The 19,411-nt window shown below is 72.0% G+C and carries 15 protein-coding genes and 1 pseudogene; 11 read left to right on the top strand and 5 right to left on the bottom strand.

Annotated elements, in window-relative coordinates; all coding sequences use genetic code 11:
- The first annotated feature begins 100 nt into the window (after positions 1 to 100).
- A complete protein-coding gene (locus tag ACTWQE_RS25730; protein ID WP_443331424.1) occupies positions 101 to 919 on the top strand; it encodes a hypothetical protein in 819 nt (272 codons plus the stop codon).
- Between the two features lie 484 nt (positions 920 to 1,403).
- Here the strand turns inward: ACTWQE_RS25730 and disA are convergent, their stop codons facing one another.
- Positions 1,404 to 2,528: a DNA integrity scanning diadenylate cyclase DisA gene (gene disA / locus ACTWQE_RS25725; protein ID WP_443331423.1), complete on the bottom strand. Its 1,125-nt coding sequence runs from the start codon at positions 2,526 to 2,528 to the stop codon at positions 1,404 to 1,406.
- Positions 2,529 to 2,609: 81 nt separating this feature from the next.
- Positions 2,610 to 4,028 carry a DNA repair protein RadA gene (gene radA, locus ACTWQE_RS25720; RefSeq protein ID WP_443331422.1) on the bottom strand — a complete coding sequence of 473 codons (1,419 nt, stop codon included), beginning with the start codon at positions 4,026 to 4,028 and terminating at the stop codon, positions 2,610 to 2,612.
- A 463-nt stretch (positions 4,029 to 4,491) separates the two neighbouring features.
- Between radA and ACTWQE_RS25715 the strand changes: the two genes are divergently transcribed.
- Positions 4,492 to 6,471, top strand: a complete 1,980-nt coding sequence (locus ACTWQE_RS25715) for a BACON domain-containing protein (RefSeq protein ID WP_443331421.1) — start codon at positions 4,492 to 4,494, stop codon at positions 6,469 to 6,471.
- A gap of 66 nt (positions 6,472 to 6,537) precedes the next feature.
- Here the strand turns inward: ACTWQE_RS25715 and ACTWQE_RS25710 are convergent, their stop codons facing one another.
- The gene (locus ACTWQE_RS25710; RefSeq protein ID WP_443331420.1) at positions 6,538 to 7,359 is read right to left on the bottom strand and encodes a hypothetical protein; all 822 of its coding nucleotides are present in this window, start codon (positions 7,357 to 7,359) and stop codon (positions 6,538 to 6,540) included.
- 65 nt (positions 7,360 to 7,424) lie between these two features.
- Here ACTWQE_RS25710 and ACTWQE_RS25705 point away from each other — a divergent pair, with 65 nt between their 5' ends.
- The 4 genes from ACTWQE_RS25705 (at position 7,425) to ilvD (ending at position 12,360) form a co-directional block, all read left to right on the top strand.
- Positions 7,425 to 8,357: a Ppx/GppA phosphatase family protein gene (locus tag ACTWQE_RS25705; protein ID WP_443331419.1), complete on the top strand. Its 933-nt coding sequence runs from the start codon at positions 7,425 to 7,427 to the stop codon at positions 8,355 to 8,357.
- A gap of 68 nt (positions 8,358 to 8,425) precedes the next feature.
- Positions 8,426 to 9,250: a sugar phosphate isomerase/epimerase family protein gene (locus ACTWQE_RS25700; RefSeq protein ID WP_443331418.1), complete on the top strand. Its 825-nt coding sequence runs from the start codon at positions 8,426 to 8,428 to the stop codon at positions 9,248 to 9,250.
- 214 nt (positions 9,251 to 9,464) lie between these two features.
- The gene (locus ACTWQE_RS25695; RefSeq protein WP_443331417.1) at positions 9,465 to 10,175 is read left to right on the top strand and encodes a TetR/AcrR family transcriptional regulator; all 711 of its coding nucleotides are present in this window, start codon (positions 9,465 to 9,467) and stop codon (positions 10,173 to 10,175) included.
- 337 nt (positions 10,176 to 10,512) lie between these two features.
- The gene (gene ilvD / locus ACTWQE_RS25690; protein WP_443331416.1) at positions 10,513 to 12,360 is read left to right on the top strand and encodes a dihydroxy-acid dehydratase; all 1,848 of its coding nucleotides are present in this window, start codon (positions 10,513 to 10,515) and stop codon (positions 12,358 to 12,360) included.
- A gap of 154 nt (positions 12,361 to 12,514) precedes the next feature.
- Here ilvD and ACTWQE_RS25685 read toward each other — a convergent pair whose 3' ends face one another.
- Entirely contained in the window at positions 12,515 to 14,776 is a 2,262-nt protein-coding gene (locus tag ACTWQE_RS25685; RefSeq protein ID WP_443331415.1) for a protein kinase domain-containing protein, read from the bottom strand.
- Between the two features lie 142 nt (positions 14,777 to 14,918).
- On the opposite strand from ACTWQE_RS25685, the gene ACTWQE_RS25680 reads away from it, so the two are divergent.
- Both ACTWQE_RS25680 and ACTWQE_RS25675 read left to right on the top strand, forming a co-directional pair.
- Entirely contained in the window at positions 14,919 to 15,251 is a 333-nt protein-coding gene (locus ACTWQE_RS25680) for an SH3 domain-containing protein (RefSeq protein WP_443331414.1), read from the top strand.
- A gap of 135 nt (positions 15,252 to 15,386) precedes the next feature.
- A complete protein-coding gene (locus ACTWQE_RS25675; RefSeq protein WP_443331413.1) occupies positions 15,387 to 15,899 on the top strand; it encodes a hypothetical protein in 513 nt (170 codons plus the stop codon).
- 227 nt (positions 15,900 to 16,126) lie between these two features.
- Here ACTWQE_RS25675 and ACTWQE_RS25670 read toward each other — a convergent pair whose 3' ends face one another.
- Complete coding sequence (locus tag ACTWQE_RS25670; protein ID WP_443331412.1) at positions 16,127 to 17,536, bottom strand: M1 family metallopeptidase; 1,410 nt, start codon at positions 17,534 to 17,536, stop codon at positions 16,127 to 16,129.
- Between the two features lie 213 nt (positions 17,537 to 17,749).
- Here ACTWQE_RS25670 and ACTWQE_RS25665 point away from each other — a divergent pair, with 213 nt between their 5' ends.
- The 3 genes and pseudogenes from ACTWQE_RS25665 to ACTWQE_RS25655 all read left to right on the top strand — a co-directional run.
- Entirely contained in the window at positions 17,750 to 18,175 is a 426-nt protein-coding gene (locus tag ACTWQE_RS25665) for a hypothetical protein (RefSeq protein WP_443331411.1), read from the top strand.
- A 115-nt stretch (positions 18,176 to 18,290) separates the two neighbouring features.
- Positions 18,291 to 18,884 carry a carbonic anhydrase gene (locus ACTWQE_RS25660; RefSeq protein WP_443331410.1) on the top strand — a complete coding sequence of 198 codons (594 nt, stop codon included), beginning with the start codon at positions 18,291 to 18,293 and terminating at the stop codon, positions 18,882 to 18,884.
- A 392-nt stretch (positions 18,885 to 19,276) separates the two neighbouring features.
- Positions 19,277 to 19,411: pseudogene (locus tag ACTWQE_RS25655) on the top strand (SulP family inorganic anion transporter); the annotation flags it as partial.

Below are 19,411 nucleotides of genomic sequence, written 5' to 3'. Positions count from 1 at the left end.
ACGGCCGGTCGTGCCGAGCCGGAATGATGATCCGTAAAAGAGAGCCGTAGGGCGGCGGGTAGTGGCCTGCCAACGCGACGATCTCTCGTACAGTTTCCGCGTGGGATCTCTGCGCAATCCGGTCGGGCCGCTTCCCTCCTCCATCTATTGGCGTCGGAGGGCAGTTGCGCTGTCCCTGATCGCGGTGCTCGCCCTGTTGATCGTCTGGGCCGTCGGCTCGGGCGGTTCGGGCGACAGGGACGACCGAGGAAAGGGCCCCGACGGCGGCCCCGCCTCCTCCATCGGGCCCGGCCCCTCCTCGTCGGGCCCCGCGATCAGCGAACGGCCGGGCGGGCGCGACGAGTCGGAGGGCACCGGCAGCGGTGGTGGTGGCGCGAACAGCGGCGGCTCCGGCGGTGGTGCGGGCACCGGCGGTGCGGGCGACGACAGCGAAGGGCAGGGCGGCGGCTCGTCGGGCGCGGACGACGGTGGCTCCGGAAGCGGCGGCGGGGCGGGTGTCCCGGCCGGTGCGAGCCTTCCCGACTGCACGGGAGGCGATGTGGCGTTGACCGTGCGCAGCGTCAAGAACTCCTACGGGCCCGATGAGAAGCCCAGGTTCGAGATCGTCGCGAAGAACTCCTCCGGGGCGTCCTGCAAGGTGGACTTCGGCGCGAAGGCCGCGGTCCTGACCATCACCTTCGCCGACGACGAGGACCCGTTGTGGGCCTCGGACGACTGCCTCGAGAACAGCCGCCGGATGCTGCTCCAGGTGCCCGCCAAGGGGGAGGCCACGCGGGACGTCGAGTGGGACCGCAGGCCGAGCGAGCCGAAGTGCGCGACGCCGTCGGCGGGTTCGGCGAAGCCGGGTACGTATCTGGTCGAGGTGAAGGCGGAGGGCCTGGAGACGGCCCGCGTCTCCTTCTCCCTGGCGAAGGACTGACACCACCGCCGGCCCGCCTGTCGTGCCGGTGCGGGGATACGGTTCGGTGGCGGGACGGTGCCCTGGGGGCCTCCCGCGCCGGCGTTCGTTCGTTCCCTCGCGGAGGCTGACGGCCCGTCGGACCGCGGTGTACGGGGGGCCGGCGGTTGACCGGTGCCTTCCTGTGGGGCGGCGGACCGGCGGTGAGCCAGTGGTGACCGGGACGGTTTGCCGGGAAGCTCGCGGTGTCCGGTGCGGTGCATCGCACGGCGGTGGGGGTGCCCCCGGACGGAGTCCGGGGGAGATCGCCCTCGTACTGGGGTCCCCCATGCCGAAGGCCAGGGGAGTACTCGGACGAGCCCGACAACGCAGCGTGGGGGCACCGCCCAGCGGCAGCTGGGGGAGTGCATGCCAGACGCCGCGGACCTGGGGGCACTCCCCCAGCCTTCGGCCGGGGGCACCCCCACCCGGCCGGAGGCTGGGGGAGGGACTTTCGAAACACGCCCTAGACGTACCGCTCGAGGATCGAGGACTCCGCCAGCCGCGACAGCCCCTCGCGTACGGACCGGGCCCGGGCCTCGCCCACGCCCTCGACGGTCTGAAGGTCGTCCACGCTCGCCGCGAGCAGCTTCTGCAAACCGCCGAAGTACTCGACCAGCCGCTCGATGACGGTGTTGGGCAGCCGCGGCACCTTGGCAAGCAGCCGGTAGCCCCGCGGGGAGACCGCGGAGTCGAGGGCCTCCGGGGAGCCGCTGTAGCCGAGCGCCCGCGCCACCGTGGGGAGCTCCAGCAGCTCGGCGTGGCTGAGCGAGTTCAGTTCGGACATCGCCTCGGAGACCGTACGGGAACGCTTCGCCGTCGGCTCGGGCACATAGTCGCGGGCCACCAGCTCCCGCTCCGGCTCGACGCCCGCGATCAACTCGTCCAGCTGGAGCGAGAGGAGCCGTCCGTCCGTGCCCAGTTCGACGACGTACTCGGCGATCTCGGTCGCGATGCGCCGCACCATCTCCAGGCGCTGTGCCACCGCGGACACATCGCGGACGGTCACCAGGTCCTCGATCTCCAGGGCCGAGAGGGTGCCCGCCACCTCGTCGAGGCGGAGCTTGTAACGCTCCAGGGTCGCGAGAGCCTGGTTGGCGCGGGAGAGGATCGCCGCGGAGTCCTCCAGGACACGGCGCTGACCGTCCACATAGAGCGCGATCAGCCGCATGGACTGGCTGACGGACACGACCGGGAAGCCCGCCTGGATGGAGACGCGCTGCGCGGTGCGGTGCCGCGTGCCGGTCTCCTCGGTGGCGATGGAGGCGTCCGGGACGAGCTGCACACCGGCCCTGACGATCTTGGTGATGTCCTTGTCGAGGATCAGGGCGCCGTCGAGCTTGCAGAGCTCGCGCAGCCGGGTCGCGCTGAACTCGACGTCGAGCACGAAGCCGCCCGTGCACATCGACTCGACCGTCTTGTCCATGCCGAGGACGATGAGCCCCCCGGTGTTACCGCGCAGAACGCGCTCGAGCCCGTCGCGCAGGGCCGTACCGGGCGCGACCGCGCTCAGCGAGGCACGCATCAGGCCTTCGGTACCGGAGCTCCCGCCGGACTTCCCGGGAGCTGCCGTCCGGTCGCTGGCTGCCACTGCACTCCTCCGGTCGCAGGATTGGGGGGCCCTGGTGCGTACGTACGGGCGAGACCAGGGCAAAGTCTACCGGCGGCCGGACTACTTATGTGGTGGCTCCTCATTCGGGGCCTCACGGCGCACGCGCCGGGGCAGAACACGGAGGGCCTCCCCCATGTCGGCCACCTCCGTCACCCTCATCCCGGCGGGGGTCTTCCCGGGGTCGGCGGGGACGAGCGCGTGGGTGAAGCCGAGACGGGACGCCTCGGCCAGCCTGCGCTGCACTCCTGTGACCCGCCTCACCTCTCCCGCCAGGCCGACTTCGCCGATCGCCACCAGGTTCTTGGGCAGCGGTGTGTCACTCGCGGCGCTGGCGAGGGCGAGGGCGACGGCCAGGTCGGCGGCCGGCTCGGACAGCTTCACGCCCCCGACCGTGGCGCTGTAGATGTCGCGCTTCCCGAGCTGGGAGATCTTGCCGCGCTGCTCGAGCACGGCCAGCATCATCGAGACCCGGGAGGTCTCCAGGCCGGAGGTGGTCCGACGGGGGGAGGGGATCTGGGAATCGACGGTCAGCGCCTGCACCTCGGCGACCAGCGGGCGGCGCCCCTCCAGGGTGACGGTCAGACAGGTCCCGGGTACGGGCTCGTCACGGCGGGTGAGGAAGAGGCCGGACGGATCGGCGAGGCCGGTGATGCCCTCGTCGTGCAGCTCGAAGCAGCCGACCTCGTCCGTCGCGCCGTAGCGGTTCTTCACCCCGCGGACCAGACGGAGGCGGGCGTGGCGGTCGCCTTCGAAGTGCAGCACGACGTCCACGAGATGCTCGAGGAGGCGGGGGCCCGCGATGGCGCCGTCCTTCGTCACATGGCCGACGAGGAGGGTGGACACCCCCCGCTCCTTGGAGGCGCGGATCAGGGCGCCGGCGACCTCCCGGACCTGCGCCATGCCCCCCGGTGCGCCGTCGATCTCCGGGGAGGCGACCGTCTGCACGGAGTCGAGGACCAGCAGCGACGGTTTGACGGTGTCGAGGTGGCCGAGGACGGCGGACAGGTCGGTCTCGGCGGCCAGGTAGAGATGGTCGCTCAGCGCACCGATGCGGTCGGCCCGCAGCCGGACCTGGCTCGCCGACTCCTCGCCGGTCACGTACAGGGTCCGCTCCTGGTCGGACGCGGCCTTCGCCGCGACGTCCAGGAGCAGCGTGGACTTGCCGACGCCGGGCTCGCCGGCGAGCAGGGCGACGGTGCCCGGGACGAGACCGCCGCCGAGGACGCGGTCGAGCTCGTCCACGCCCGTGCTGCGGGCGGTGGCCCGGCGGCCGTCGACCTGGCCGATGGGGAGGGCGGCGGAGGTGACCCGGCCGGGCGCGGTGGTACGGACCGCGGGCGCGCCGCCGAACTCCTCGACCGTGCCCCACGCCTGGCACTCGGGGCAGCGGCCGAGCCACTTGGCGGTGGTCCAGCCGCACTCGGTGCAGCGGTAGGAGGGGCGGTCCTTGGCGGACGAGCGGGACGTACGGGCAGCCATGCGGTTCACCGTAGCGCCGGCCACTGACATCGATATGGGTAGGCAGGTTCTGGTGGTCGTGGCTCTGCCACTGACTGACGTCCTGCTGGGCTGTCTTCCCGCTGTTCTGCCCGGCCGCCGGGGCTTGTTCCTCATGGTCCGACGGAACATGACCTGACAGGAGCTTTCGCCGGAAGCCCTTCAATGTCCTGTCTGCGCCACCCGGCCGTCGCCCACCTCCGGCTGGGAAGGCGTCTCCAGCACGGCAGCAGTGGCCGTAGAAGGCTCAGCCGACCGGAACGTGTTCGGCGGGCGGGGCGGCGCCCCGGCTCGCCGTAAGGCATCCTGAAGGGCCGTCCCTTTAGCAGAACGCCGTCCGCGCAAGGGGAATGCATGTCCCCTTTTGAGTGACATGGTCACCTGATGGGGTTAAATCTGTCCAAGTGGCGCGAGTGACCCGCCATCATCCGCCTACCGTCGCCGGATGATGAGCAGCAGGCGCGAGAAACCCACGCACATCACCGGCGCACTCACGGCGCAACGCCGTGCGCGGAACTCCGCGCAGGGCTCCGCGGGGAGTTCGGCCGACGGCTCCGGCCGGATGGAGGCCACGCTCCCCACGGCCGCTCAGCAGCTCCCCGCCCGCTATGAGCCCTATGTGGACGGGCTGTTCACCTACTGCCTCTCGGTCCTGTGCGAGCACGACGCGGCCACCGTCGTGCTCGGCGACGTTCTCGCGCTGGCCGAGGTCCAGGACGGCCGCCGCCCCGCGGACGACGCCCAGTACCGGCCCTGGCTCTACGCACTCGCCCGCTGGGCCTGTCTCCAGCGGCTCGCCGAGAAGCGTCGTACGCGCGGCGTCCCCCCGCAGTCCCCGCCACCCCCCGCGGCCCGAAGGTCCTCCGTGGCCCGTGAGCCCTCCGTGAGGGCGGAGCCTTCCGGAGCCCGGGAGCTTCCGGGCGCCGAGGAACCCGCCGCGACCGGAGGAGCCTGCGCGGCCGGCGGGTCCGCCGCGGCGGCGGAACCCTCCGGAGCGGGGGGGCCCGGCGCTGCCGTGGGTCCCTCCGCGCATGCGCGGCCCTCCGGAGCGGAGGAAGCCTCCGGAGGTGCGGAGTCCGCGGAAGCCGCCGCCGTCCGGCACCGTCGCGAACTCGCCGCCCTGGCCTGGCCGGAAGCCGCCGGTACCACCCCCGAGCAGCGCGAGGCGCTCGAGCTCGCGGTGCGGCACCGGCTCCCGGCCGACGAGGTCGCCGCCGTCCTCGGTATGGAGCCGGACGCGGCCCGCGCCCTGCTCTCCAGCGCGGTGTGCGAAGTGGAGCGGACCCGCGCCGCACTCGTCGTCGTGGAGCGCGGCAGCTGCCCGGTCGTCGCCCGGCTCACCGGCGACCATCAGGTTCTGCTGGGCACCGCGCTCCGCCGGGAACTCGTACGGCATGTCGACGACTGTTCCGAGTGCCGCCGCACTGCCGAGCGGGCGACGGCCGGCGGCCCGTGGCCGGGCAGTACGTCATCGCCCGGCTCGCTGCCCGTCCTCATTGCGCCCCGTGCCGCCGCGTACGCCGCGATGGCGCAGGCCCGGCGCGGCGGGCGCGGGCGGACCGGGCCGCGTTACGACCGCAGAGGCTTCCCGATGGACCCCAAGGACCGGGTGGCACGCCGCCGCCGGCTGCGGGCCCGCGCCGTGACGACGGCCGTGGTCGCCACGGTGGTCGCGGCTCCGGTGCTCGCGCTGTGGGCGGCGTACCGGCAGGCTCCGCCGACCGGCGAGGGTCAGAACACGGGCTCGGTGACCGCTGCCGAGGCGGGCGTGGGCGGACTCTCCGGCCACCCGTACGACGAGGCAGGGAATTCCGAGGCCGGGCCCGACCCGCGCTTCAGCACAGGCAGCCGGTCCCCGGATGTGTCCGTGGAGGTCGTGGACGGCCACGGCGAGCGGCGGCCGGGGCACCGCGCCGACCGGACGCCGTCGGCCGGGCCCGCCGGTTCTCCCGGGGCCTCCTGGTCCGCCGGCTCCGCCGGGCGGGTCAGCGGTGCCCCCGGGGCCGGCAGGCCGAGCAGCAGCCATGGGCCCGGACGGCTGACGGTCCAGGCGCAGCCCAGCGGTGACACGACGCTCATCACGCTGACGGCGTCCGGCGGTTCAGCGGTGCGCTGGTCGGCGTCCGCGGATGTGCCCTGGCTCCAGCTGAACCTGACGGCGGGTCTGCTGCGGCCCGGAGAGTCCGTCATGATCACGGTGGCGGTGGACGAGGAACGGGAGCCGGAAGGGCCGTGGACCGCACACGTGTCGATCGATCCGGCGGGGGCGGTGGTCACGATCGAGGGCCGCGGGGCGACCCCCGAGCCCACGCCGACACCGACACCGACGCCGACCGAGCCGCCGCCCACCGGCACACCGGGCCCGTCCGGCAGCAGCGAGGCGCCCCCGCCGAGCGGCGGCGGGGCACCGAGCCCGTCGGGCTGAGAGCGCGGGCCTCCGGGCGGCCACCGGGACTGGCGGGGCCGCTCAGGGCTCGTGCTCCCGGACGGGTCAGGGGTCGGCCGGGTGGGGAGCCATCGGGAGCAGGGCGTCGAGACGCCGCTCACACAGCTCCACCAGCTTGTCGTAGGCCGCCTTGCCCATCATCTCCGTGAGCTCGGGCCGGTACGACACGTACACCGGTTCCCCCGCCCCGTGTGCCGACGTCGCCGAGGTGCACCACCAGTGCAGGTCATGTCCGCCCGAACCCCAGCCGCGCCGGTCGTACTCCCCGATCGACACCACCAGCACGCGGGTGTCGTCGGGCCGGTCGACCCAGTCGTACGTCCGTCGGATCGGCAGCTGCCAGCACACGTCGGGCTTGGTCTCCAGCGGCTCGCGCCCCTCGCGCAGCGCCAGGATGTGGAGCGAGCAGCCCTCGCCCCCCGCGAACCCCGGCCGGTTCTGGAAGATGCACGAGCCCTTCCAGCGCCGGGTCTGCCGCTCGCCGTCCTCGTCCTCCTGAACCCAGCCGGACTCCCTGCCGACGTCATGGAACTGCCACAGGTCCGGGGTCAGCCGCGCCGCCTCCTCGGCGACCCGCTTCTCGTCGTCCTCGTCGGAGAAGTGCGCGCCCAGCGTGCAGCAGCCGTCGCTCGCGCGCCCGGCCTGGATGCCCTGGCAGCCCTGGCCGAAGATGCAGTTCCAGCGGGAGGTCAGCCACGTCAGGTCGCAGCGGAACACCTGCTCCTCGTCGGCGGGGTCGGGGAACTCCACCCACGCGCGCGTGAAGTCCAGCCCCACCTCGTCGTCCGGAGGGGTGGGGCCGTTGCCGGAGACCTGCGTGGAGACTTTGTCCCGCTTCGTCGGCTTGGCCTTTTTCGTCTTTGCCACATCACCAGCGTAAGCGGGTCAAGGCCCGTTCATGACCGCGCACGCGCCGCAGTAGCGTGCACCGTATGAGACTCGGTGTCCTCGACGTGGGATCGAATACGGTGCATCTGCTGGTGGTGGACGCACACCCGGGCGCACGCCCTCTTCCCGCCCACTCCCACAAGGCGGAGCTGCGGCTGGCCGAACTCCTCGACGAGGACGGGGCGATCGACGGCCAAGGCGTCGACCGGCTGATCTCCACGGTCACCGAGGCGCTCCAGGCCGCCGAGGACAAGGGGGTCGAAGCCGTACTGCCCTTCGCCACCTCCGCCGTCCGTGAGGCGTCCAACGCCGACTCCGTACTCGCGCGGGTCACCGAGGAGACCGGTGTCGACCTGGCCGTGCTGACCGGCGACGAGGAGGCCCGGCTCACCTTCCTCGCCGCCCGCCGCTGGTTCGGCTGGTCGGCCGGCCGGCTCCTCGTGCTGGACATCGGCGGCGGTTCCCTGGAGATCGCGTTCGGCCTCGACGAGGAGCCCGACCGGGCGGTGTCGCTGCCCCTGGGCGCGGGCCGGCTCACCAGCTCCTGGCTGCCGGGCGACCCGCCCGAATCGACGGATGTGAAGGCGCTCCGCCGCCATGTCCGGGCGGAGATCGCCAAGATCGTTCATGAGTTCACCCGTTTCGGCCCGCCCGACCATGTCGTCGCCACCTCGAAGACCTTCAAACAGTTGGCCAGGATCGCCGGAGCGGCCCGCTCCGCCGAGGGTCTCTACGTGCAGCGGGTGCTGACCCGGAAGGCCCTGGAGGAGTGGGTGCCGCGACTGGCCACGATGACGGCACAGGAGCGCTGCGAGCTGCCCGGAGTGTCCGAGGGGCGGGCCGCGCAGCTGCTCGCCGGGGCACTGGTCGCGGAGGGGGCGATGGACCTGTTCGGGGTAGAGGAGCTGGAGATCTGTCCGTGGGCCCTGCGCGAGGGAGTCATCCTCCGCCGCCTGGACCACCTGCCCCCGGCCTGACCCCGCCCTCCGCGCTCATGGCCGGGTGCCCCCTTTTACTCGGACCGACACGCCGTACGCTGTCTCCCGTGGCTCAACCAGTGGTGCGCATCCCGGAAGCGAAGGTCGCCCTGTCGACCGCCTCCGTGTACCCGGAGTCCACGGCGACAGCCTTCGAGATCGCCGGACGCCTGGGCTACGACGGGGTCGAGATCATGGTCTGGACCGACCCGGTCAGCCAGGACATCGGGGCGCTGCGCCGTCTGTCCGACTATCACGGGGTGCCGATCCTGGCCGTTCACGCACCGTGTCTGCTGATCACACAGCGGGTGTGGTCCACCGACCCGTGGGTGAAGCTCCAGCGGGCCAGGGCGGCGGCAGAGAAGCTGGGGGCGTCCACGGTGGTCGTTCATCCGCCCTTCCGGTGGCAGCGGAACTACTCCCGGGACTTTGTGAACGGAATCTGGCGGATGGCGGACGAGACGGACGTACGGTTCGCGGTCGAGAACATGTATCCGTGGCGCTACCGCGACCGCGAGATGCAGGCATACGCGCCCGACTGGGATGTCACCAAGGACGACTACCGGCACTTCACGGTCGATCTGTCGCACACGGCAACGGCCCGTAACGACGCACTGACCATGACCGACCGGATGGGCGACCGGCTCGCCCATGTCCATCTGGCGGACGGCAACGGCTCCGCCAAGGACGAGCACCTGGTCCCTGGGCGCGGCAGTCAGCCCTGCGCCGCGGTGCTGGAGCGGCTCGCCGGGAGGGGCTTCTCCGGACATGTCGTCGTCGAGGTCAACACCCGCCGCGCCATGTCGGCGGCCGAGCGCGAAGCGGACCTGGCGGAGGCGCTGGCCTTCACGCGGCTGCATCTGGCGTCCCCGACCAAGGCCGGCAGGCAGTGACCTGCGGGGACGGACAATGACCGGCGGCGGAGGCAGAGGCCCGGGGGACGGGACCGGTACGGGCCGGGGCTCGGCGCAGGGCACGGGCCGAGGCCCGGGTCCGGGTTCCGGTACGGGTCGGGGTGAGGCTTCCGGTACGGGTCCGGGTTACGGTACCGATCCGGGTGCGGGTTCCGGTATGGGTACGGGGCCGGGTGGCGGCTCGGGGCCGGACATGGGATCCGCGGGTTCGTCGGGTCAGGACTCCCGTACGGGGCCGTCGGCCGGGAACGGCCTCGCTCCCGAGGCGGACCGGCCCGCCGAGGAAGGGACATCCGCTCCGCACCGGCCCCGTAAACGCGGCCGCCCCGCCCGTACGGAGGCGGTGGAGGGCCCCGGAACGCGCGACCGCATCCTGACCGCCGCCCGCACGGAGTTCGCGGCGCGCGGCTACGACAGGACGTCGATCCGGAGCATCGCCAAGGCCGCTGGTGTGGACCCCGCCCTCGTCCACCACTACTTCGGCACCAAGGAGCAGATCTTCGCGGCCGCCGTCGAACTGTCCTTCGAGCCCGCGCTGAGCGTCCCCGAGGTGCTGGCCCAAGGGCCCGAAGGGATCGGCGAGCGGCTGGCCCGCGATTTCTTCGGCATCTGGGAGAACCCGGTGACCCGGGCGCCCCTTCTCGCGGTCATCCGCTCCGCGCTGACACACGACGCCGCCGCGACCGTGCTGCGCGGCTTCGTGCTGCGCAGGCTGCTGGAGCGGGTGGCGGGGGAGCTGAATGTTCCGGACCCGAAGTTCAGGGCCGAGCTGGCGGCGTCGCAGATGGTCGGGATCGCGATCCTCCGGTATGTGCTCAAGGTGGATCCGCTGGCGTCAGCGGACATCGAGGACATCATCGACAAGGTCGCGCCCACCCTGCAGCGCTATCTGACCGAGCCCTGATCCGCGCCGCCCGGCCGGTACGGGGCCGGCAGGACGCCACCGGAGCACGGCCAAGGGGCACGGTCAGCGCATCGGGCATCGGGCATCGGGTATCGGCAGTGGTAGTCGGGGTAGCGGGCAGTGGCCGTCGGCAGGCCCGCAGGCCCGCAGGCTCGTGGGGGCGGGGCCGGGGCCGGACCGTCGGCCGGTGAGACATGCGTCCCGCATTCCGGACGAGGTGTCCGGATCCTGGCATCGGGGCGTAGGCTCTTAGGGTCCCGGCGGCGTAGCCGGGTAGGCCGGACGCCGAAGCGCGCGAGGGCCGCATACCGGAGAACCTCCAGAGGGAGTGACCACCGTGCCAGAGCTGAGGTCCCGCACCGTCACCCACGGACGCAACATGGCGGGCGCCCGTGCCCTTCTTCGCGCCGCGGGCGTAGAGCGCGAGGACTTCGGCAAGCCCATCATCGCGGTGGCCAACAGCTTCACCGAGTTCGTGCCGGGGCACACACACCTCCAGCCGGTCGGGCGGATCGTCTCCGACGCGATCAAGGCCGCGGGTGGCGTCCCCCGTGAGTTCAACACCATCGCGGTGGACGACGGCATCGCCATGGGTCACGGCGGCATGCTCTACTCCCTGCCCTCCCGCGACCTGATCGCGGACTCGGTCGAGTACATGACCGAGGCCCACTGCGCCGACGCGCTGATCTGCATCTCCAACTGCGACAAGATCACCCCCGGCATGCTGATGGCCGCCATGCGCCTCAACATCCCGACGGTCTTCGTCTCCGGCGGTCCGATGGAGTCGGGTACGGCCACCCTGGTCGACGGGACTGTCCGCAAACTGGACCTGATCTCCGCCATCGCCGACTCCGCGAACGACGCGGTGTCGGACGAGGACATGGCCCTCATCGAGGAGAACGCCTGCCCGACCTGCGGCTCGTGCTCCGGCATGTTCACCGCGAACTCGATGAACTGCCTCACCGAGGCGATCGGCCTGTCCCTCCCCGGCAACGGCTCCGTGCTGGCCACCCACACCGCCCGTAAGGCGCTGTACGAGGCCGCGGGCCGCACGGTCGTCGACATCACCCGGCGTTACTACGAGCAGGACGACGAGACCGTCCTGCCGCGCACGGTCGGTTCGCGCGCCGCGTTCGAGAACGCCATGGCTCTGGACATCGCCATGGGCGGCTCGACCAACACGATCCTCCATCTGCTGGCGGCCGCCCAGGAAGCCGGGCTCGACTTCACGATGCCCGACATCGACGCCCTGTCGCGCCGTCTGCCGTGCCTGTCGAAGGTCGCGCCGAACGGCTCGTACTACATGGAGGACGTCCACCGTGCCGGTGGCATCCCCGCCATCCTCGGTGAGCTCTACCGCGCGGGCCTGCTCAACGAGGACGTGCACACCGTGCACAGCTCCTCGCTCGACGACTGGCTGAAGAACTGGGACATCCGCGGCGGCTCCCCGTCCGCCGAGGCCGTCGAGCTGTTCCACGCGGCCCCCGGCTGCGTCCGCTCCGCGACGGCCTTCTCCCAGTCCGAACGGTGGGACACCCTCGACACGGACGCGGCGAACGGCTGCATCCGCGATGTCGCGCACGCGTACTCCCAGGAGGGCGGCCTCGCCATCCTGCACGGCAACCTCGCCGAGGACGGCTGCGTCGTGAAGACCGCCGGCGTCGACGAGTCCATCTGGACCTTCGAGGGCCCGGCGGTGGTCTGTGAGTCCCAGGACGAAGCCGTCGAGGCGATCCTGACCAAGCGCGTCAAGGAGGGCGACGTCGTGGTCATTCGCTACGAGGGCCCCAAGGGCGGACCGGGTATGCAGGAGATGCTCTACCCGACGTCCTTCCTCAAGGGCCGCGGCCTGGGCAAGAAGTGCGCGCTGATCACCGACGGCCGCTTCTCCGGCGGTACCTCCGGCCTCTCCATCGGCCATGCCTCGCCCGAGGCGGCGTCCGGCGGTGCCATCGCCCTGGTCGAGGAGGGCGATGTGATCCGTATCGACATCCCCGGCCGTACGATCGAGCTCAAGGTGTCCGACGAGGAACTGGCCGCCCGCCGTACCGCTTTGCTGGAGCGGCTCGGCGCCTACCGCCCCGCGGACCGCGTCCGGAAGGTCTCGCAGGCGCTGCGTGCGTACGCCGCGATGGCGACCAGCGCGGACAAGGGCGCGGTGCGGGACATCACCCAGCTGGGCTGACGCCGACGGGCTTCGCCGTCACGCGGCGGGAGGGCTCTGACGGGCGGCGGCCTACGGGGGCCGTCGCCCGTCTGCTTCCTTGCCGTACGACTACGGGGCTACTGACGCGCGGCGCGCGGGTCCGTTCCGGCCCCGGCCGGGGGCGCTGCTGTGGTCACCAGCGGGACGGGTCCCCGGCCTCCACGCCGAAGAGCGTGCCGTCAGGCGCGCCCGCGAAGACGCGCCCGCCCACCGCCACCGGGGCGGGTATGTCGGCCGTGTAGCCGCGGTTCGCCGGGTTCATCCGAGGCCGTGTCTGGCCGATGAGCACGCCCCGGCGGGAGTCCACGGCGAGCAGCCGGCCGTCGGCCGCGGTGAAGTACAGCCGGTCGTCCGTGACGGTCAGGGGCGAGGCGTTGCTGACGGAGGTCTCCATCCGCCACAGTTCAGCGCTTCGCCCCTCGGCGCGGCGGGAGTCGACGGCCGTCAACGTGCCTCCATAGGCCAGCAGATGCACCGTGTCGCCATGCACCGCCGCGGTGGCCGACGGCAGCGGGAAAGCCAGCGGGATACGGCGCTCGCGGCGGCGTTCAGGGTCGTAGCGTACGAGGGCGTCGGTGCGCTGCTCCCTGTCGGTGGAGGTCAGCAGGAGCGCGCCGTCGCGGCCGGTGCCCACGGGGGCAAGCGTGCCGGACAGCCCGCGTTCCCAGCGCGGTTCGCCGGTGGCCGGGTCGATGGCGCTGACCCGGGTGCGCGAGCCGTCCCCGGCCGTGGAGACGCCGTACGCCGTGCGCCCGTCCCCGTACGAGGTGAACACGGGCAGGCTGTATCCGGCTACCGGACGGTGCCAGCGCTCCCGGCCGGTCGCACCGTGCAGACCGTGGACCGTCCCGTCACCCGAGACGAGCAGCACGGTGTCGCCCGCGTGGTACACACGGCCTTGGTACGCGGAGACGTCCTTGCTCCAGCGGGTCCCGCCGGAAGCCGGGTCCAGCGCCTCCAGCCGGGTGCCGCCGGACGACATCAGATGGAGCAGCCCGCCGCAGGGCACCGGCGCGGCGGGCAGCGCCCCGTCGGCGGGTGCCGACGACTGCTCGCGCGCCCAGACCCTGCGGCCGGAGCCGGAGTCGATGCGCGCGGCCTTCCATCCGGCGGCCGCGCAGTGCAGGGCGCCGGCGGAGTACCTGCAGAAGGGCGTACGTGCCGTGGAGTCCGCGCCGTCGGCCGGGGTGAGGGTGGTCGTCCAGGGCCGGAACGGGGCCGCCGCGACGGTCTTCCGCTCGCCGTGGGCGGCACGGGGCGAACCGTTTCCGCGCATCGCGACGGCGACTCCCGCGCCGAGGACCAGGGCGACGACGGCGGCCACCGCGATCCACCGCACCCGCCGCGTGCGCCGCCGCGCGACAGCCTGGCGCGGTTGGCCTTCCCCGTTTCCCTCGCCCGTGTCCTCTCTCCTGCCGTTTCCGTCGCCCCGTCCGTCTCCCCTGTGGCCGTCGCCGTCTCCGTCGCCCTCCCTGCCGCCGGTCTCCGGCTCCGGAGGGAGAGGCCAGTGCGCGGCCCCGGTCTCCGGAACCAGGCCCGGCCGTCGTGGCTGCGGTACGCGTCCGACCGTCGCCAGGCCCCGCAACATCCCCATCACCGCGTCCGGCGTGGGCCGGCCCTCCGGATCCTTCGCCAGACAGCTCCGGATGAGCGGAACCAGATCCTCTGGCACCCCCGCCAAGTTGGCCTCGTCGTGCACCACTTGATACGCCACGATGTACGGGCTGTCCGAGTCGAACGGCCCCCGTCCCGTCGCCGCGTGCACCAGCACCGAGCCCAGGGCGAACACATCGGCCGCGGGACCCACCGAACGCGGCCGCTGGAACTGCTCCGGTGCCATGAACGGCGGTGTGCCGATCAGCTTTCCCGTCTCCGTCCGCAGATCGCTGTCGGACGGCCGCGAGATCCCGAAGTCGATGACCTTCGGTCCGTCCTCCGCCAACAGCACATTGCCGGGCTTCAGATCCCGGTGCACGACGCCCGCCCGATGGATGTCGCGCAGCGCCTCCGCCAGCCCGGCCGCCAGCCGCCGTATCTCCGCCGGGGCCAGCGGACCGTTCCGCTTCACATGCTCGGAGAGGGTCGGGCCGGGGATGTAGAGGGTGGCCATCCAGGGCCGTACGGCATCGGGGTCGGCGTCCACGACCGGCGCGGTGAACGCCCCGCTCACTCTGCGGGCCGCCGCCACCTCCTGCCGGAACCGCGCCCGGAACTCCTCGTCCTCCGCGAAGTCCGCGTGCACGACCTTCACCGCGAGCGGCAGCCCCGACGCGGACCGGGCCAGATGGACGACGCCCATGCCGCCCGAGCCGAGGCGCGCCTCGAGCCGGTACTGCCCGGCGTACTCCGGATCCTCCGCTTCCGGGCCCGTCCCGGTACCGCGCAGCGGCGGCATTCTCCACCCCCGTGAAATTGGGCCGCAGTTGGCGGCCTCCGGAGCCTAGTCGATGAGGCGTAGGTGTCAGAGGGGGTTGCTAGCCTGCGGTATGTCATCGGCCGGAACTTCTCCGGTCGGGCACTCAACGGGGGAGGGCCATATGGCCATGGAAGAGCTCGAGGAGACCGCGGAGAGCGCGGTTGCCGTCGGGACGGCCGACACCGTCGAGACGACGGCCGCGGCCGGGCGGACCTATCAGGTGGCGCCGGGTTACCGCGTGAACGTGCGCAGCGGCCCCAGCACCAGCAGCCGTCTGGTGAAGGTGCTGGCGTACGGGGCGCGTGTGCAGATCCGCTGCCAACGCTCGGGGGAGACCGTCACCGGCCCGTACGGCACGTCGAAGATATGGGACAACATCGCGCCGGGGCAGTATGTCGCGGACGCGTATGTGAAGACGGGCCGTGACGGGTACGTGGCGCCTCGCTGCTCCTGATCACGCCGTCCGGGGTCCAACACCTCCCGGGTCTCCGCCTCCCGGTCTCGCCGTCCCGGGTCTCTGTCCTGCGGGGACACCGCTGCTCCGACCGCCCCGTCCGGCTCCTTCACGGGCCGGGCGATAATCGACGGCATGAGTGACGCGCAGCAGCCCGTGGGACCCCGGCCGGAACCCCTCCGGTTCTTCGGTACGACCTGGGTGGACCACGACGGGTACTACGGGCTGCGGCGCGCCGCGGTGGCCGCCGGTTCGCTGGCGGCGGCCGCGGCAGGCGCCTTCGTGCTGCGCTTCGGTTACGAAGGTCTGAGCATCGCCGCGGTGAGCGGTGTTGTCAGCATGCTGGTCGTCGTGATGTTCGCGGCGTGCAGCGCACTGGCCTTCCGCCGCACCTGGGAGGGGTTCACCCGCCGCCCGGACCGCGACACGGACACCTCCGTGGAACGGTCCCTGCAGAGCGTCCGCATGGTCGGTTTCATCGGTGTGCTCCTCGCCTGGTTCTTCCGCGCCCTGATCGAGGCCCCGGGCGAGAAGCTGCACCGCGCCGAGTACGAGCGTGAGTGCGAGCTCCACGACCGCCGCCGCGCGGCCCGTGCGGGCAACCCCGCCGCCCGCACGGCGGGCGGCAGAAAGCGCAAGCGCCGCTGACCGTACGCCCGCTCCGCCGCCGGCCGTACGCCGCCGCTTCCCCGCTCCGCCGCCGCTGTCCCGCTCCGCCGCTGTCCCCCTCCGGCGCGTCCCGCTCCGCAGCTCTCCCGTCCCGCCGCTGTCCCAGTCCGGGGATGTCACGGGCCGTCGTTGTCACACTGGGCCGGGGCCCGTGAGGGCGCCTCCGGCCCCCGCCGGGAGCCGTGTCAGCTCCCGGAACGGACCCCTCACGGTTCGTACTCCCACTCCGGCCGCCCCTCGCCGTAGAGCCAGGTGTCGAACAACTCGCTGAGGTCCTCGTCCGCGGCCTTCTCGCAGAAGGCGATGAAGTCACGGGCGTCCGCATTGCGGTGCCGGTACGTCGTCGGCCACTCCTTGAGGATGCGGAAGAAGGTCTTGTCACCGACCGCGATCCGCAGCTGATGGAGCACCATCGCGCCGCGCTCGTACACCGGGTCGTCCGAGATGTTCTTCGCACTGCCCGGGTCGCCGGGCGGGAACTCCCACAGCGGGTCGTCCTCGTCCCTGGCGTACAGCGAGTCGAAGGTCTTCTGTGCCGGGTCTCCGCCGTGCTGCTCCCGCCACAGCCACTCGGCGTAGGTGGCGAAGCCCTCGTTGAGCCACATGTCCCGCCAGCGCTTGGGTGTCACCGAATTGCCGAACCACTGGTGCGCGAGCTCATGGACCACCGTCGTGTGGTCCGGCGCTTCGGGGTAGACCGGTTTCGTCTGGACCTCCAGCGCGTAATCGACGTCCTCCGGCTCGTGGTCCACGATCGCGCCGGAGGAGGAGAAGGGGTAGGGGCCGAACAGCCGGCTCTCCCAGTCCAGGATCTCCTCGATCCTGGAGAGCGGTTTCCTGCTGCGTCCCGCCTCGCGTGGGTCGACGGCGACGTACAGCGGCAGACCGCCCTTCGTCGTCGACCGGGCCACCTCGAACTTCCCGATGGTGGCGGTGGCGAGATAGCCGGCCATGGGCTCGCCGCTGTGCCAGGCGAACGTGGTCCGGCCGCCCCTGGACCGCTCGTCGCGCAGTTCTCCGTTGGCGACGGCGGTCCACCCCTCGGGGACGGTGATCCTGATGTCGTACGCGGCCTTGTCGCTGGGGTGGTGGTTGCCGGGAAACCACGTCATGGACCCGGCGGGCTCACCCACCGCCATCGCCCCGTCGTCCGTCGGAACCCAGCCCTCGGTCGAGCCGTCGGGGTCGGTGAGCGTCCGCGGCCGTCCGTCGTAGTCCACGGTCGTACGGAAGGTGGCGCCCTTCCCGAGGGGAGCCGCGGGCCGGACGATGAGTTTGCTGCCCTTGCGCTGCACCTCGGCCTCCTTCCCGTCGACGGTCACCCGCCGGATCGTCAGCCCGGCCAGGTCGAGGCTGAAACCGCGTATCGCCTCCGTGGCCCGGGCGGTGATGACGGCGGTCGCGTCGAGGCGACGGCGCTTCACGTCGTAGTCGAGCCGGAGCCGGTAGTGGCCGACGTCGTACCCGCCGTTGCCGAGGCGGGGGAACAGCGGGTCTCCGGCCGTATCCGCTCCCGTCGGCCCGCCGCCGCCCGCGTCGCCCGTGCAGGAGACCGACAACAGGGCGGCGGCGAGGGCGGGGAGAGCGCGGCGCACGCACGGCGGTGGAAAGGGCACAGCTCAGACCCTACGGCGATGGAGGCGAAGACCGGCCGGGAAGTCTCCGCGACAGCCGGTGTGACCGGCGGTATCTCCGAAGGTGACGACCTGTCAAGTGTTGTGATGCTCACGAATGTTTAACGAATCGCTGATTTTTGTGTTGTCGTGGTGTCACAGTGACTCCTGAAGCTGGAGTTACTGACCGGTTGGACTAAAACGAAGGAGGGACTCATGGCGCGACGCGGACCCACCCCCGACGTCCTCGCGGCGCTGAGCACCCTCCTGCTCGCGGTTCTGTTCCTGTGCCACGGAGCGGCATCCCCCACCGCCGTCCCGGACTTACGTACCGACGGGGCGACCAAAGAGGCCGACCCCTCGACCCCCGACGCGTCCGGCGACCCCTCCGATGACACGTCCGACGACCTCTCATGGGACGACCCCGAGCCCCCGGCCGCGCCGTACCCGTACCGGAACGGCAGCCGCCCCCACGGCCAGTGGACACGGCCCCCCGCCGGTCGCACCACCCCGCCCGCCCCCGAGGGCAACGCGGCACTCTCCCTCTCCCACGGCCGGCCCACGGCGCATGCGCCACCCTCCGGTCCGCTCGGGCAGCGTCCCGCGGCGCGGCCCGCCGTCCTCCAGGTGTTCCGCCTCTGATCGAACCTGTCGGTTCCCGCACAGCTTTCCCCCACATCCCCCAGCACATGCGATCCGACCTGTACGACCACCACACCACGCGCCCCTCGACCAGGCGCGCAGGAGGAACACCCCCATGCACATGCTGAAAAAGAACGCCGCTGCCTTTCGTGAGCGGGCTGCCGTGTCGGCCGAGGAGTTCGGCCGTCTTGCGAGTGGTCAGTCTCCGGAGGCGTTGTTCATCACCTGCTCCGACTCCCGGGTGATCCCTTCGTTGATCACCGGGGCCCGTCCGGGTGAGCTCTTCGAGCTCCGTACGGCGGGCAATTTCATCCCTGAATACCGGTCCGACCGGCCCTCGAGTGAGGCGGCCACCATCGAGTACGCCGTCGAGGTGCTGGGCATCGCGGACATCGTGGTCTGCGGCCACTCCCACTGCGGGGCCGTCGGCGCGGTGGTGCGGCGTGAGGATCTCTCGGCGGTTCCGGCCGTCCGTGACTGGCTGCACAGCGCCTCGCCTCCGCCGGTCCTTCCCCGCCCGGAGTCTCCCGCCATCGCCGAGGCCGTCCAGGACCATGTCGTACGGCAATTGGCGCGGCTGCGCGACTATCCCTGCGTGGCCCGCGGGGTGGCGGAGGGCCGGCTGAGTCTGCACGGCTGGTTCTACGAGATACATACCGGCTCCGTGCTGGCCCACCAGCCGCACGACGACAGCTTCCTTCCGCTGTGAGCGCCGAGACCCGCGAACGCGGGTACGAAACCTATGAGCGCGCGCCGGGGACCCAGGAGCGTGGGTACGAAACCCATGAGCGTGGGTACGAAATCCGTGAACGCGCACCCGGAACTCGCGAGCGTGGGTACGAAACCCATGAGCGCGCGCCGGGGGCCCATGAGCGTGGGTACGAAACCCGTGAACCCGCGCCTGGAGCCCATGAGCGTGGGTACGAAACCCGCGACTCCGCGCCGAGAACCCATGAGCGTGGGTACGAAACCCGCGAACCCGCGCCGGGAACCCATGAGCCCGCGCCCGGACACCGCGAGCGTGGGCAAGGAACCCGCGAGCGCGGGCACGGTGGACGCCACCGACGACCGGCACAGCAGCGCGGGGAGCGGCCGTCCGGTACGACGCTCCGGGCGGATGTCACTGCCTCTGTCGTGGTGTTTCTCGTTGCTCTGCCGTTGTGTGTGGGTGTGGCGGTGGCGTCGGGGGTTCCGGCGGAACTGGGGCTGGTGACCGGCATCGTCGGTGGTCTGGTC

Source organism: Streptomyces sp. 8N706 (genome assembly GCF_052245415.1).
Classification (GTDB): Bacteria; Actinomycetota; Actinomycetes; order Streptomycetales; family Streptomycetaceae; genus Streptomyces.
The sequence above is the reverse complement of the archived record's forward strand: the minus strand, read 5'-3'. Positions and strand labels throughout refer to the sequence as shown.

Coding starts and splice junctions, on each gene's coding strand:
- radA (WP_443331422.1), bottom strand. CDS start 4,028: ATGGCTGCCCGTACGTCCCGCTCGTCCGCCAAGGACCGCCCCTCCTAC.
- ACTWQE_RS25715 (WP_443331421.1), top strand. CDS start 4,492: ATGATGAGCAGCAGGCGCGAGAAACCCACGCACATCACCGGCGCACTC.
- ACTWQE_RS25705 (WP_443331419.1), top strand. CDS start 7,425: ATGAGACTCGGTGTCCTCGACGTGGGATCGAATACGGTGCATCTGCTG.
- ACTWQE_RS25695 (WP_443331417.1), top strand. CDS start 9,465: ATGGGATCCGCGGGTTCGTCGGGTCAGGACTCCCGTACGGGGCCGTCG.
- ACTWQE_RS25685 (WP_443331415.1), bottom strand. CDS start 14,776: ATGCCGCCGCTGCGCGGTACCGGGACGGGCCCGGAAGCGGAGGATCCG.
- ACTWQE_RS25680 (WP_443331414.1), top strand. CDS start 14,919: ATGGCCATGGAAGAGCTCGAGGAGACCGCGGAGAGCGCGGTTGCCGTC.
- ACTWQE_RS25675 (WP_443331413.1), top strand. CDS start 15,387: ATGAGTGACGCGCAGCAGCCCGTGGGACCCCGGCCGGAACCCCTCCGG.
- ACTWQE_RS25665 (WP_443331411.1), top strand. CDS start 17,750: ATGGCGCGACGCGGACCCACCCCCGACGTCCTCGCGGCGCTGAGCACC.
- ACTWQE_RS25660 (WP_443331410.1), top strand. CDS start 18,291: ATGCACATGCTGAAAAAGAACGCCGCTGCCTTTCGTGAGCGGGCTGCC.